The organism is Photobacterium leiognathi (assembly GCF_030685535.1).
In the GTDB taxonomy this organism is placed as follows: Bacteria; Pseudomonadota; Gammaproteobacteria; order Enterobacterales; family Vibrionaceae; genus Photobacterium; species Photobacterium leiognathi.
Genome location: NZ_CP131599.1, coordinates 1188107 through 1201319, shown reverse-complemented (window position 1 = coordinate 1201319; position 13213 = coordinate 1188107). Strand labels below are relative to the sequence as shown.

Below are 13213 nucleotides of genomic sequence, written 5' to 3'. Positions count from 1 at the left end.
CTAACTGATAAATCGGCAATGATGCTATTAGAATGAAAGCAACAGTACAGAAAATACCACAAAGGCATGGCTGGTCATGGCGCTATAAGATGTTCAAAGAAGTCGTCAAACCAGAAGACTGGCATGTTCATCAAGAATTTGAACTGGTTTTACATAGAAACTTTCAAGGAAAATCAAGGATCGCCCATTTCAAAGGGCTGATTGAGCACAACGAACTGCTTTTACTGGGTCCTGAAGTTGCTCATAGCTTTGAATCAATAAATTCTCATGAACAGAACCCATGTGAGGCTCATGTAATTTGGTTTAGCAAAGAATGGATTGCCAAACTGATGTATAGCTGTGTCGAACTAAGGCCATTAGCGAGTATTATTAGAGATGCAAATAAAGGCGTGAAGTTCTCAACGCAAACCGCAGAAAAAGTTTTTCAACACCTCAATAATTTTGATGACCTTACCCCAATCGGCCAGCTTGCGGTTTTGATCCAAGTTCTAGGGGAACTATGTGCCGATCAATCACACACCATTCTGCTCTCCTACGCATTATCAGCAGAAAAGGAAAAGTCCAACAACGATTTCAGCAAGATAGCTCAAGTCTGCAAGTACATTGATAATCATTATTCATCCGATATCACGTTAAAGAAACTCGCTGATTATATGTATGTAAGTGAAAACACGGTTCACCGTTGGTTTATTCAACACTTCAACGAAAGCTATATCTCTTACTTAACTAAGCTGAGGTTGAATCACGCATCTCAGTTACTCACAACGACATTACAACCCATCAGCTTAATTGCCGAGAATGTCGGTTATACCAATCGTTCCAACTTCAACCGCTCGTTCAAGAAGTACAAAGGCATGTCGCCTTCGTTATATCGAAAACAATTCAAATAAGTAGGAGTAGTGTAAACCTTGACTGATTCGCACCATTCACAGCAGAAAAATTCTAAGCAATCTTTCCAATACTTAAAGTTATTCATAAATTACTAATATTGTGTTTTCCGAAACTGATTTCTGTCCACATTTGAGCTAACTTCAATAGCTAGCTCAAAATTTCCCCTTTATGTGTTATAGAAAACACTTATTCTTATTGTGTTGACGCGATTTATAATTAGATTTATTTGCATATGAACATTTAAATGATAATTTTATCTCTTGAAATGCTCTCACAAAGCGTAAGGTGTGAAAATCGCTACTAAGCTCATAATATATAATAATTAATATGGAATATTATTGTGAAAATTAAAGAAAGAAGACTGTTCGAAGAAATAGCTGCCATATTATGGAATGACTGGGATCCAATCGGTGTTAACGATGGTGAAAATGAGTGGAATGACGAATACGACAGTTATGTTCCGCACATATTTCGATTAGCGCTAGAAGGCAAGAATGCATCGAGAATAGCTCTATTTCTTTCTTCTACAATTGAACAAAATATAGGTTTGTCGGCATCCCCGCAGCATGATTTGGCAGTTGCAAATAAAATAGTGGAAGCTAAGATTCGTATCTGCGACTAAGGTATAATAAGCCTTTAAGGTAGATTCGCAATGCTCAGCATTTTAACTTCTATTGAATTTTGTGTTTACGGTGCAATGGGTTAAGTTAGGTGAAGTCATAGCTCGTTACTTAACGGCAGTGTTCCCTTACTTTTTGTTTCGAATATCTACCAGCCGAAATAGGCTAAATAACCTAACTCATTTTTGCCCCTTTATGCGTTAGACCTTTTACTCATTCATATCGTATTAACGCGATTTTGGATTAGTTATATTGACTGTGTATATAAACAGTTTAATGATCCGTGGTGATTTTATTGCGTGAGTTCTGTTTTTAATAAGAAATATTTTTTGTTAAAAACAGAGGTAAACTTATAACTAATTGATAGTTAAATGATTTAATGTTTCAGTTTGTATTTAATAAGACTGATTAAATACATTTCTTACTTTTCACACCCTCTAACAAAGCGTTCAGTGTGATAAAGTGCTATCAACTTCATGATATATATAGATTATATCGATTATGATAAAGGTACTTTATGAGTATATTTTTGCACGAAAGTAAGAATGCTTATTAATATACTGTTATGTATCTCTATTACATGGAGTAATTAATTTGAGTTGGAATCTTATTATCTGGCGGTGGAGGTCAGATCTAGACACGATGGCTAAGCGGCGGAAGTTCAAAATGGGAACAATCGCAGCGGAGTTGCTAAATACTGGCTGTCACAATGCTGTAGGTGAATGTGACTTTAGTGAGTTTCTAGAAGAAATACATGACCTTTTCGGGCTAGATGAGTTGGAGCGTCCATTTGTTCTTGAACATTATAGAGACTACATCGTGTTTAATTATAGCTCAGATGTAAGGTTTACTCTTGTGCCTCAATTAGGGGCTATTGCGCAAAAACACGGTTTGAATGCTGTCGAAGGATAATACATAACAAATAAGGATATGTGTCGCGAAGCCGACACCTATCCGAAGTGTTGGACAAGCCCAAGCCGCCTTATATAAGTAAATATTGGAAATAGCATGAAGGGGGATGACAAAATGCAGTCGAGCGTTATCCTTGGTGTGAACCAATAACTTTAACACTCTGATTTATAATAAAATCCTCGTTAGCTCTGCAGCGTGAAAGCCATTATCCTTATTATTGAACGTCGGTTATTTTGGTCGAAATATTCCCGTTAGTTGCATGACATGTTGGCAGCAGGGGCAAAAGGGTTGGGCTTTTATACGTACCGTTTTATTCGGTGAGGGCAACGTTAGTTGCCCGGCTAACATGAACATAAATTGGATAGCTTGAAGCCGCTTCTTTTCATGCCCTCGCAACAAACCATAATCACGTACCCGACGAAATCCTTTCGGTAACACATGCTGCAATATCAACCAAAGAAATTGCAATACGGGTAATGTGCGTGTCTTCATCGTTTGAGTTTGACTCTCTTTATAACGAAATGTCACCTGATCATGATGGATAAACAGAATATCTTTATCCGCCATCACCCCTCGATAAAGGTATGTTGATAAATACAATAATGCAGGCTTTCCTTGCCCTACATGCCGACAATCAACCACCCATTTTTTCGTGATGTGATCGGGTAACGTCCATTTTAGTTCAGTGGTGAGATAGGCTAACAATCTCGCTCGCCATACTTTCGCAAGCGCAAACGCATTAAAGAGATACTTGTTTTTACAGTTATTCCATTGTCGTTTCTTGTCATCAAAGCCACCGCCAGTGATCACCATATGAATATGAGGATGTAAATCTCGACGCCGATTATGAGTGTGTAAAACAGAAGTAAAACCGATGCGATTACCAAGGTGTTTATCATTGTTAGCGAAGCTTTTTATCACACTGGCTGTCACAGTAAACATGGCTTGGTAGAGTGCTTTAGGATGCTTTTTTGCCTGATATCGAAGCTCAGCTGGCAGCGTGAATGTCACCATAAAGTAATCAACAGGCAACAATTTCTGTTGCTGCTTTGCTAACCAATCGGATGTAGCTTGGTGCTGACACTGAGAACAATTACGGTGTCCACAAGACATCGCATATTCAGATTGATGTTCGCAATGCGAACATTGCCAGCGACTATGTCCTTGTTTTTCGGTGTGACACGTGAGTATCGCTTTCATGGCATAACGTATATCGTGATTGATCTGGGTGGAATACGTAGCACAAAAGTCATCGTAATAGTCACGCAATAATGATTGAAATGTCATAGGTTCAGTTCCCATGATAGCGTTAAATCATTAGTGAGTTGATTAACGGTTGTTGTCGTATTTTTGCGGGAGATGTCGCTTAAATGGGTATATTTAGCGGTAGTATTTAAACTGTTATGACCTAATAAATGCTGTACTGAACGTAAATCCAAGCCTCGTTCTAACAGGTGAGTAGCATAGCTATGACGCAAATTATGAGGACTGATAGATTTCGTGATCCCACAGCTTTTAATGACGGCTTTCATTGCTTTTTGAACACCACCGCGATCCATTACGGTATGGTTAACATTGAACTGTGAAGGAAAAAGATAACGACTATTTTTGTGTGTTTGCCAATAATATCGCAGGGCATACAGGGTTCGCTTTGGTAGTGGGATGAACCTGTCTTTACCGCCTTTGCCTTGTCGAATATGGACAAGCATACGATGATCACCCACTGTGAGATTTAACCCTTCACCGAGCCGTAACCCGAGGCTATATAAGGTCAGAAAAAACACTTGGTAACGCAGTTGCGAAGTGGCATTAATCAATAGGCTCACTTCGGTTGGCGTCAAAATGTCAGGTAAGGTTTTCACATGTGGTGGCTTTACAATGTTCAGCCACTCCCAATCACGTTGAAGGACATGTTTAAAGAAAAACTGTAAGCCATTGCGATCAATTTTCACGGTACTCCATGAATGTGTTTTGAGCAGTTGTGTAAAATACCGTTTCAGATCGTCGTTAGTTAACATGTCTGGCGATTTATCCAGTTGATGGGTAATGCGACGTAGCGCACGACTATAAGCATCAATCGTAGCGGGACGTTTACCTTGCAAGGTGAGATGGGTAAGGTGTTGTTCATAAAGATAATCTGAACGATGTTGCTGTGCTTTATGCATGATAAATACTCCTTTTGGAAAGGTGTATTTACCGTAGTTGAGGTTGTGGGTTTTCACTCTGCCGCGCAGCGGCTTCGTTCAACAAAGCGTTTAAGACAGATTCGTAACGCTTGGCATTTTAGGTTTGAATCAGCTTAAGTGTTTACAGCACAATGGTTTAGGTGGGTGGTAGCGTTACTCACTACTTAATTTGGCGTTATGTTTTTTGAGGAAATATGGATATACGGAAGATCACCACCGCCGAGGTTTTACCTATTAGGCATCTCGTTTTATGGCCTGATAAATCGCCTTCTTTTTGCGAAGTTGAAGGTGATAGCTCGGCAATTCATTACGGTGCGTTTGTTGATGGAAAATTGGTTTGCGTAGCTTCTGTTTATATCAATGGACATGAAGCAAGGCTCAGAAAGTTCGCTACTTTGCACGAATATCAAGGGCAAGGAATTGGCTCTAAGGTTATAGAGCAAGTCGTTCGTGAGTTAAAGCTGGCAAGCGCAAGCTACTTCTGGTGTGACGCGCGGACTTCAGCGTTATCTTTCTATCAGAAATTTGGACTATGCGCTGAAGGTGAAGAGTTTCAAAAATCAGGTGTATCTTACTTCAAAATGTCTGTTTCGTGGGCTTAAGAACTACAAACATAACAAATAAGGATATGTGTCGCGAAGCCGACACCTATCCAAAGTGTTGGACAAGCCCAAGCCATCTTATTTAAGTTAATATCATGGAGGGTGATATTAAAAGTCGAACATATCCTTATTTTCCTCATGCCAGCTAGCCGAAATAGGGCAAAAAACTAACAAAGTTTTGTCCAGAAACGTGTTAGATCAAATACTCCTTCATATGTGAATGGTCAATGACATTTCCACCTACGTATAATACATGTTTAGGTAATTCTCTTTTCTCTCATTTATTAACATCACCTTTAGGGATAGAGCTAATATGTTGAATATAAATAGAATTGATCATCTAGTGTTAACAGTGAAAGATATTGATGAAACGGTGCGGTTTTATACCTCAGTGATGGGGATGGAGAAAATCGAGTTTGGGGAAGGGCGTATTGCTTTAGCTTTTAGCAAACAAAAGATAAACCTTCACCAGTTAGGCAATGAGTTTGAGCCTAAAGCCCAACATGTAGCAGCTGGCTCTGCTGATTTATGTTTCATCATCGACATGCCTATCCAACAAGCGATTGATGATTTAGCGGCAAATGGGATTAACATACTTGAGGGGCCAGTTTATAGAACGGGGGCTCTAGGTAACATCATATCTGCCTATTTTAGGGATCCTGATGGTAACCTGATTGAGGTTTCTAATTACGTCAATAATAGCAAGGATGATTAATGAGCTAGATATATGATTGAAAATCTCTTTTTTATGGCGCTATAACAATCAAAAATAACGAGGTTGTAGGTATGATTGATACTAATAGGGATTCTGTGATCTAGTTATTATTCCTATTAAATATTTCTTATGTGATGAGAGAAGTGATCTTTCTCAAAAGATTGACATGAGAGTTGAATAAAAACTGTTAATTTATATTTTTATCTATAAAATCCCCGCGCAACTTCGCTAATGGCACATCATTGACATTCATATGCCGCCAAAAATTAGTGATAAAATTTAATGCGATGAATAGTCTACGATGAAAACCAAGATCCTACTGCTTACACTACTTTTAACTGGTTGTGATATGGCTGAAACACCATTCACTCCACCTTCTTCTAATGACGTTGAGCAATGCCAAATTCTGGTATCGAGCAAAACACAATATACTGCAGACACGCTTACTGTGAATAATACTGAAAACCAAGATGAAGCAAATCGTGGTTGGGTGTTTATTGACCATATAAAACCTGCTCAGCGAGGCAATATCAATTTCCGCTGTAATTTAGAGAAAAACAAAGTGGAAGTATGGGCACCAGGTGCTGCAATGTGGAATGAGTTGTAAGATTCATTTTCATCAAAATTGAGAAGTATTTCTTAAAGCTCACTCTAAAAGTGGGCTTTTTTATTGTCTTATTCTTCTATGTTATTTTATATAACTTATTAAAAATAATAACAAAAGTATTATTAGTAATATAATTAGGTACTTTAAGTGACAGAAGTAAAAACTTGCTTTAATGTGTGTGCATTATTCGTTCTTATGAGTATGGATGCATGTATTACGTCACTGCTAAAAATACGTTTTTAAGTGGCTGGGGCAGCTCTGGCAAGTTTGATTATTACTTGTGTGTGTTGTGTAAAACACGGCACGAAGCGAGTGTCGTGGCAACAAATGCACGGTTACGATCAGATCTTCGACGAGTGAAAATACATGATCAAATACCGTTATCGTTAAAGGAAGAAACACTACGGGTTGGAAGGCATATTCTTGAGAATTATATCGTCAAAGTCAGCGATAAAGTTTCTGAACCCAAACTCTTTATGCCGAATTACTTTCAATATAGACAAAAGCCGAAAGTGCTGAAAAGCTAATCTCTAGTGCAAAATTAGGATCTAACCAAGATTAACGCTAGATCCTTGATACCTATCAGTGACGTTTTACACCGTTACGTACGATATCTTTACCGTTATCGTAAGCCTCTTGGCTTAACCAACGTCCGTAAAGTAGCTGTTGATTACGATCGAATACCGCAATAAATGGACGACCATCAGCGTTGTTCTTTGCAAGACCAATACCTTCTACGTCTTTCAGACCTAAGCCGCCATTTTCAATAGAAATAATAAAGTTTTCTAACTCTTCTAGCGTCTCAATAACGTTTTGTTCAATTTTCATTTTTCTTACCATAGCGAAATAAACGTAAGCTATATCAACAATAGCTTGGTAGATAGTAATACTCTACCTGTGATGGGGATATTTGGGAATGCTAGAAAGATTATGGAGGGAAATAAGGGATATTAAATGAAAGGATTCTGAACGTCCTGATGAGAATTTAGCCATGCCACAGATGTCGCATGGCTGTTGACGTGTGCCTCACAGTCCTTCTTGAGCAATACGCTGATGAGCAATTTGTTTTAATTCAGCAAACGGGTAGCGTTTATAGATCTCGCTACAGCTATAAATAAGTTTAATTGTATGATCGTTATGACTTAATGAGCCTCGTGACAGTGTTTCTAGCCAGCTTAAATGCGGTGCAGATGTTTGTGATGATTTGTGGTTGAAAACATGACAAGCAGTAGCAAAAGCTGCAGTGTAGCTTTGCCAAAACCAGTGTAAGGCGGTCGTTTGATCTGAAAAATACGGTGACAGCTCAATAAAGGCATGTAGCGCTGTGATGCCATGGAGCAAAGTAAAGTCGTTCGTTGTTCTGTATTGTTTAATGATTAACTGTAATGCACTTTTAAGGGTGATGTCACAAGGTACTGCTGCCAGTTTTAGATAGTTAGGATGTTTAGCCACTTCATTGATACGTTCACTGATATTATCAGCATGAAATGAGGCATTAGAAAGTACTTGGGTTAACTGTTTCAGTTGTTCTGCTGCGTTGTAACTATCTGTTGTTGCTAACGGCGCAAGGGGGCGATAGTTTTGTTCCCAATAGGCTAATGAATAGGCAATCTCTCGTGGTTGCTGGCTTTTAACTGCATAAGCTAATCGAATAAGACAGTGGAATGCTTGAGAAGCGAAACTGGCAATCAGCTTAGGTAAATATTGTTGTAGTGTTGTATCAATGCCACTGCGTTCAATAAGTTGTTCTATTTTATTGGCTTGAGATAAAAAGGCATCATTTCGCGCCACATTTTCAAGTTGGGTAATATATTGGTGATAAAAACCCAATAGCCGTTCATCTTCTGCACCCATCTGATCAAGCGCAACTAATGTCATCGGTAGATGGTTAGTCAACCCTTTTTGGTAGGTAGGTTGGAATTTTAGACCTGTTGAGATCAGTTCATAAGTTAATAGCGATAATTTCATATACAGCTTCCATGCTACTTTTTTATAACATTACTTATATTAGACCTAAAAGGTTGATTTGGCTATATAAGTTACTGTTTTTAAGTTGTAAAGCGTAGGGTGGATTTAAATTCCACTATTTAATTCTGTATAGGTATGTAAATAAAAGACAAATATAAGGTAAGCGGTAAGGTATATGTTGCTCATATATGCAAAATAAAACCAACAGTGAAAGTGCTGTTGGTTTTACTGGTTATTTAGCGACTGATATTGCGGCTAACTTCAACGTTGCCATGAGCTTGAATCGATGTGCCTTCAGACATGGAATGAGCACAGCCGATAATGAATATGCTAAGAAAGGCTAGCACGATCCAATTATTCATTGTTTATCTCGAAATTAGTGGCAAGGAAAACAAACTCTACGCAGTTCACTAAATAGATTCAAGTGGGCAAAAATGAGCTGTTATGCATGAGTTTTAGTTGGTATTAATTTGTGATTAAAGGCGGGAATTAGTAAGTAACGCGTATGTTTGGTTTTAAATGTATATTAAAATCATATGCTTTAATTTATTAAATTCAAAATAGCCGCATGACGATACAAGCACAAACTGCTGCGTTTACGATTACATACGATCCTAAAAATATTCATTCATTAAGCAATGGCCTGAAAGATTACCGTCAGTTCATTCAACAAGAACAAGCCTTTAGTGATTTTCACTGTCATGTTCGTTTTAAATTAGCAGACAATACCGACGATAGCTTAGCTGAATTACTGCATGATCCCATCTTAAAAACTCTTTTATCATTTAGTGATGTCAGCCTTACAGAATTAGCTCAAAATCATAAATTAGCAGACTGTTATATTGAGCCTGAAACCGCTTTTTTCTTACGAGCATTAACGCATCCTGAATTAGAAGACGAGCTTAAACAAACAGCGGTAGTGCTAAGTCAGGTGTCTCGTCGAATAAATGATTCTGCAGAAATGTGGATATCTGATACGGAGGTACTAGGGTTATCAGCATTGCTTGCTTTAGCACTTAAATATCCAAAATATACCTATCTATTAGCCGCTTATATCGTTCCATATTGGGACACAGAACATGCGCCTTTTGGTGAAGAGGTATTAGCGCTGGTTGCAAGCCACCATGGTTACAGTCACGATATGCTAAAAGCATTTTGCTATTGCGATAACGACAGTGCCCGCGCCAAAATGTTTGCTTTGCAACATACGACTTATGATGAGCATCAAGCAGCAGTCGGTGATGCTAAGCCTCAATCATTGCTAGATACCTTCCGCCATCAACCACAAGAGTTTGAAGTATTTAAAAAACTACTTAAGCAACGTTTTTCTGAGCAAGATTATCTTCAGTATGTTGATGATGAACGTTATTACAATGAAGATCCTATCCGTAGTTTTGTCATGTCTTTAGTCGCCACAGATGACGGTTCGGGTTGGTACGATACTGATGAACAATCTCTTACGATGAGTGAGGCATGGTTTATTGATTCATCTGCCGATGATGCTGCTGCGGATCTTAAATTAGAAGTGGAAACTTATTTAGGTCGATCAATTGTTGCACCTAAAACGATCGAAGAAGATGACGATCTGACTGAGCATTATTATCGTGGAACTGGAATTTCCCAGTGGAAAGCTTTTATTACTGGAGCATTAAATCACGGTACAGAAATATGGGATTTTATTGTTAGCGGTGACAATGAGCAGATACTGGAACAGATTGAACCTTGCGATATTGAAGGGTTGATCCGAGCAGGTAACTATCAACTTATTGGTAAAGTAAATTATTTTGTCGGCAGCTTTGATTCATTTGATAGTGAATTAGAGAAGATTATTTATGACGTACTTGCTGATTGGACGTTTGATGATGATGGTGAAGCGAATGAGTCTGAGGGGCGTTTTAAGCTATTTCGTCTATTAGATGTGCTTTATCGATGCAATGGTAATAAAGGGTTTGATCCTAATTTTATCGAGCATATGGTCACTGAATATGAATTCTTTAGTCATAGTGAGTTTATGGCTCGTTATCCTGGCGATTGGCGAACTATGTTCAGTCACGCGCTGGATTCATTTTCAGGTTATCGCAGTAACATTGAACGTAATGAAGCGGAAAGCTTGTATGCATTGACGCAACAACATAGATCAGAAGTTGCTGAGTTTATAGCTAATATGGTAAGCGATGAAGACTGTGAACAGATAACCTTACTGGGTCTTTGTGCCATTATTGCTTATTTTGATCAGCAACATGCCATGAGTGATGATCTCACTCAAAAAGTATTACAGATCTTAAATGATCAGCTTGTTGCTGCTATTTATCAGCAAACGGCAGAAACAAGTCTGTTCTCGTGCGCAAAAAAACGTCGTTATCGCAATGATTGCAGTAAGCTAGATGAAGCTCAAATCAGCCAAATAAATCAGGATTGGCAAGTCGTAGAGCAATACCTAAAAGGGGATGCACAAGATTTTGAGCTTGCTTTAACTGCGTTTGAAAAGCATCAAGTACGTTGCGATGAAGAAGATGTACCTTTCCGTACGTTACCGCATTACGAATTTTTGCGTGATTTTGATGATAAAGCCCAAAAATTATTAGTTTGTGCCCAAATTATTGCTCAGTTTTCTCAATCATCGATTCAGCTTTTCGCTCAGCGTTATGTGGCGCTGTGGTTGCACATTGCACCAACGAAAACTTTGAAGATGTTGGCTTATTTTCATGTTAAACCTCGTTACGGTCATGAGTCCTACAGCGACTTTGATAAACGTCATAACCAAAAAATTGCATTTATCGAACAACTAGAAGGTGTAACGCCTGTTGGTGAAAGCGCTTATTTGTTAGAAAACTTGATTGGTGAGATGCCAAGCGATACTGATATGCAAGTGGTGTTTGAACTTTGGTTTAAGCAATTTCAAGAGGAATTAACGTTACCAGAAGAGCAACGTAGTTTACATCATGCTCTGACCATTATTTTGCCGCGTTATCAGCAAATATTCATGACGGAGCTGAAGCAATTTAATTCGGCTCTTATCCCTGACTATTTTGAACAAACGTTGTTGGATTTAGTGATAAATCGTGTCACGCAACGTATTCAAAATACGATTCATGATAAACGCGAATTCAATCAGCAAGAACGACATGATATTGAAGTTGTGCGTCAATATCTGTTGTTAGATACACCTGCCTCGTCAGCTCAAATTGATGCTGTTGTGTCAATGTTGGAAAAACGCTATATCGATGACTTTAATAGTCCTTATGGTGGTGTTGAGCTTGATAAGCTGTTTTGGCATTTGTCTTCAGTGCAGCAAGACAATCTCATGCAGATCTATATTCATCACCGTGATATGTCCTTTGATGTTTTGTGCCAGTGGCGTAATGAAGAGCAACAATATTGGCTTTGTGAACGGGCACTGGGATTAGGAATGAATACACTGCAATTGCTGCGGTTGATCCTTAAAGAGCAGTGGCATAACTGCTTAGTTTTATTACCTAATCAAGACATACTTGCTGAGCAGGCACAAACGCTGGATATCGAAACCTTATATAAGCTATTAATCAATGTCGCTAAGTTAGGCAATTTTGAACACTTTATTACCTCGTTTAAAGATCATGCTTCACGTCGGATCCGTGATGTAGTCGCTGACATTCAGAATGGCAAATATGCACCATTGCATTCTTCTCTGCTTGAAGTAATCAATTACGGTATTTATACAGAAGTAGGGACAGTTGAAGATGGAGAGTTAGCTGAACTAGACGATACTGATGATGAGTTTGTGACTGTTACCCAACTCGAACACCAAAAGGAAACATTACTAGTAGAAGCGGAAGTCGGTGTGATGATTGGTATGAGGGTCGGCTACTTCAGTGATGATGAAGAACAAGCATTGCCTGAAGTATTAGCGTTTAAAGTGCGTGTTCATCATCCTTATATTCGAAGTCATGACGGGTATGTTTCGCAGTGGGACTCGGAAGTGACACTAGATTATAGCTGTTATGTGGGATGGACGTTTTCGCATAAGAGCTTGTGTGTTGCTGGTATATACAAGATCGAATTACTTGATTTAAACGATAATGTGATTGAATCAAAAACGTTTCATGTTGTATCTAAACGCCCGTTGCTCGTTGATGCCTTGGTTGAGCAATATCAAAACAGTGATTTATTACAGCAGCAAGTGGGGTGTTTAAATTTAAGTGATAAAGCGTTAGCGATTGTTGATGCTAAAAAACACTGTGATACGTTGAATATTGCTCATCAACTTGAGAACAGTTTAATCAACGTTTATAGCTATTTTGATGATAAACAATTGGCATTTAGTGAACTGCGTTTAAATGATTCCTCGGTACAACATTGGTACATTGCTTCTAATCAATTACGTATGTTTATTGAAAAACGAGTGAAAGGTAAAAAGCTGCTATTGGGCACGGCAGCGGCAACAAAATTTGCGTTAGACAACAAACAGCAATGGCACAAAGTAGTGAATCGTAAATCACCAGTGTCTTTATTTCAGCCTCAAGAGTCCAAAGCCGATAATGTACTTGCTTTACATTTGGATAAAGGGGGTTTTAGAACATTAGTTGGTTACAGTGCTGATGGAAAGCCATGTTGTATCGTACTGGCTCATATGAAAATAGGGTTATTTAGACGCTTATTATTACGTATGGTAGCAAAAGTTGCGCAGAATGCGATTAGTGATAAAGGCTTGCCATCGACACTCTGAATCCAAT

12 protein-coding genes are annotated in these 13213 nt (G+C 38.5%); 8 read left to right on the top strand and 4 right to left on the bottom strand.

Translation table 11 applies throughout. The features are described 5' to 3' along the window. Positions 1-32 precede the first annotated feature (32 nt). The 3 genes from Q7674_RS05535 to Q7674_RS05525 all read left to right on the top strand — a co-directional run bounded on the left by Q7674_RS05535 (position 33) and on the right by Q7674_RS05525 (position 2423). The gene (locus Q7674_RS05535) at positions 33-890 is read left to right on the top strand and encodes an AraC family transcriptional regulator (protein WP_045065349.1); all 858 of its coding nucleotides are present in this window, start codon (positions 33-35) and stop codon (positions 888-890) included. Positions 891-1231: 341 nt separating this feature from the next. Then, positions 1232-1513, top strand: a complete 282-nt coding sequence (locus Q7674_RS05530) for a hypothetical protein (protein ID WP_201798076.1) — start codon at positions 1232-1234, stop codon at positions 1511-1513. Positions 1514-2177: 664 nt separating this feature from the next. Next, complete coding sequence (locus tag Q7674_RS05525) at positions 2178-2423, top strand: hypothetical protein (RefSeq protein WP_146146566.1); 246 nt, start codon at positions 2178-2180, stop codon at positions 2421-2423. Between the two features lie 228 nt (positions 2424-2651). Here Q7674_RS05525 and Q7674_RS05520 read toward each other — a convergent pair whose 3' ends face one another. After that, the gene (locus tag Q7674_RS05520) at positions 2652-3710 is read right to left on the bottom strand and encodes an IS91 family transposase (protein ID WP_107229537.1); all 1059 of its coding nucleotides are present in this window, start codon (positions 3708-3710) and stop codon (positions 2652-2654) included. Next, positions 3707-4588, bottom strand: coding sequence for a tyrosine-type recombinase/integrase (locus Q7674_RS05515; protein WP_045064840.1), 882 nt, complete (start codon positions 4586-4588; stop codon positions 3707-3709). Before Q7674_RS05515 ends, Q7674_RS05520 begins: the two co-directional genes overlap by 4 nt. Before the next feature lie 215 nt (positions 4589-4803). Between Q7674_RS05515 and Q7674_RS05510 the strand changes: the two genes are divergently transcribed. The 3 genes from Q7674_RS05510 (at position 4804) to Q7674_RS05500 (ending at position 6533) form a co-directional block, all read left to right on the top strand. Continuing rightward, complete coding sequence (locus tag Q7674_RS05510) at positions 4804-5211, top strand: GNAT family N-acetyltransferase (protein ID WP_045064838.1); 408 nt, start codon at positions 4804-4806, stop codon at positions 5209-5211. 316 nt (positions 5212-5527) lie between these two features. Next, on the top strand, positions 5528-5926 hold the full coding sequence (locus tag Q7674_RS05505) for a VOC family protein (protein WP_305422563.1): 399 nt from the start codon (positions 5528-5530) through the stop codon (positions 5924-5926). A gap of 301 nt (positions 5927-6227) precedes the next feature. Beyond that, complete coding sequence (locus Q7674_RS05500; protein WP_008989656.1) at positions 6228-6533, top strand: hypothetical protein; 306 nt, start codon at positions 6228-6230, stop codon at positions 6531-6533. A 582-nt stretch (positions 6534-7115) separates the two neighbouring features. Here the strand turns inward: Q7674_RS05500 and Q7674_RS05495 are convergent. Both Q7674_RS05495 and Q7674_RS05490 read right to left on the bottom strand, forming a co-directional pair. Continuing rightward, positions 7116-7361, bottom strand: coding sequence for a hypothetical protein (locus Q7674_RS05495; RefSeq protein ID WP_045064835.1), 246 nt, complete (start codon positions 7359-7361; stop codon positions 7116-7118). A gap of 198 nt (positions 7362-7559) precedes the next feature. Further along, complete coding sequence (locus Q7674_RS05490) at positions 7560-8501, bottom strand: questin oxidase family protein (RefSeq protein WP_045064833.1); 942 nt, start codon at positions 8499-8501, stop codon at positions 7560-7562. A 188-nt stretch (positions 8502-8689) separates the two neighbouring features. Here Q7674_RS05490 and Q7674_RS05485 point away from each other — a divergent pair, with 188 nt between their 5' ends. Together Q7674_RS05485 and Q7674_RS05480 are read left to right on the top strand one after the other, a co-directional pair. Next, a complete protein-coding gene (locus tag Q7674_RS05485; RefSeq protein WP_305422002.1) occupies positions 8690-8845 on the top strand; it encodes a hypothetical protein in 156 nt (51 codons plus the stop codon). Positions 8846-9069: 224 nt separating this feature from the next. Beyond that, on the top strand, positions 9070-13206 hold the full coding sequence (locus Q7674_RS05480; RefSeq protein WP_107229538.1) for a DUF3859 domain-containing protein: 4137 nt from the start codon (positions 9070-9072) through the stop codon (positions 13204-13206). Positions 13207-13213 lie beyond the last annotated feature (7 nt).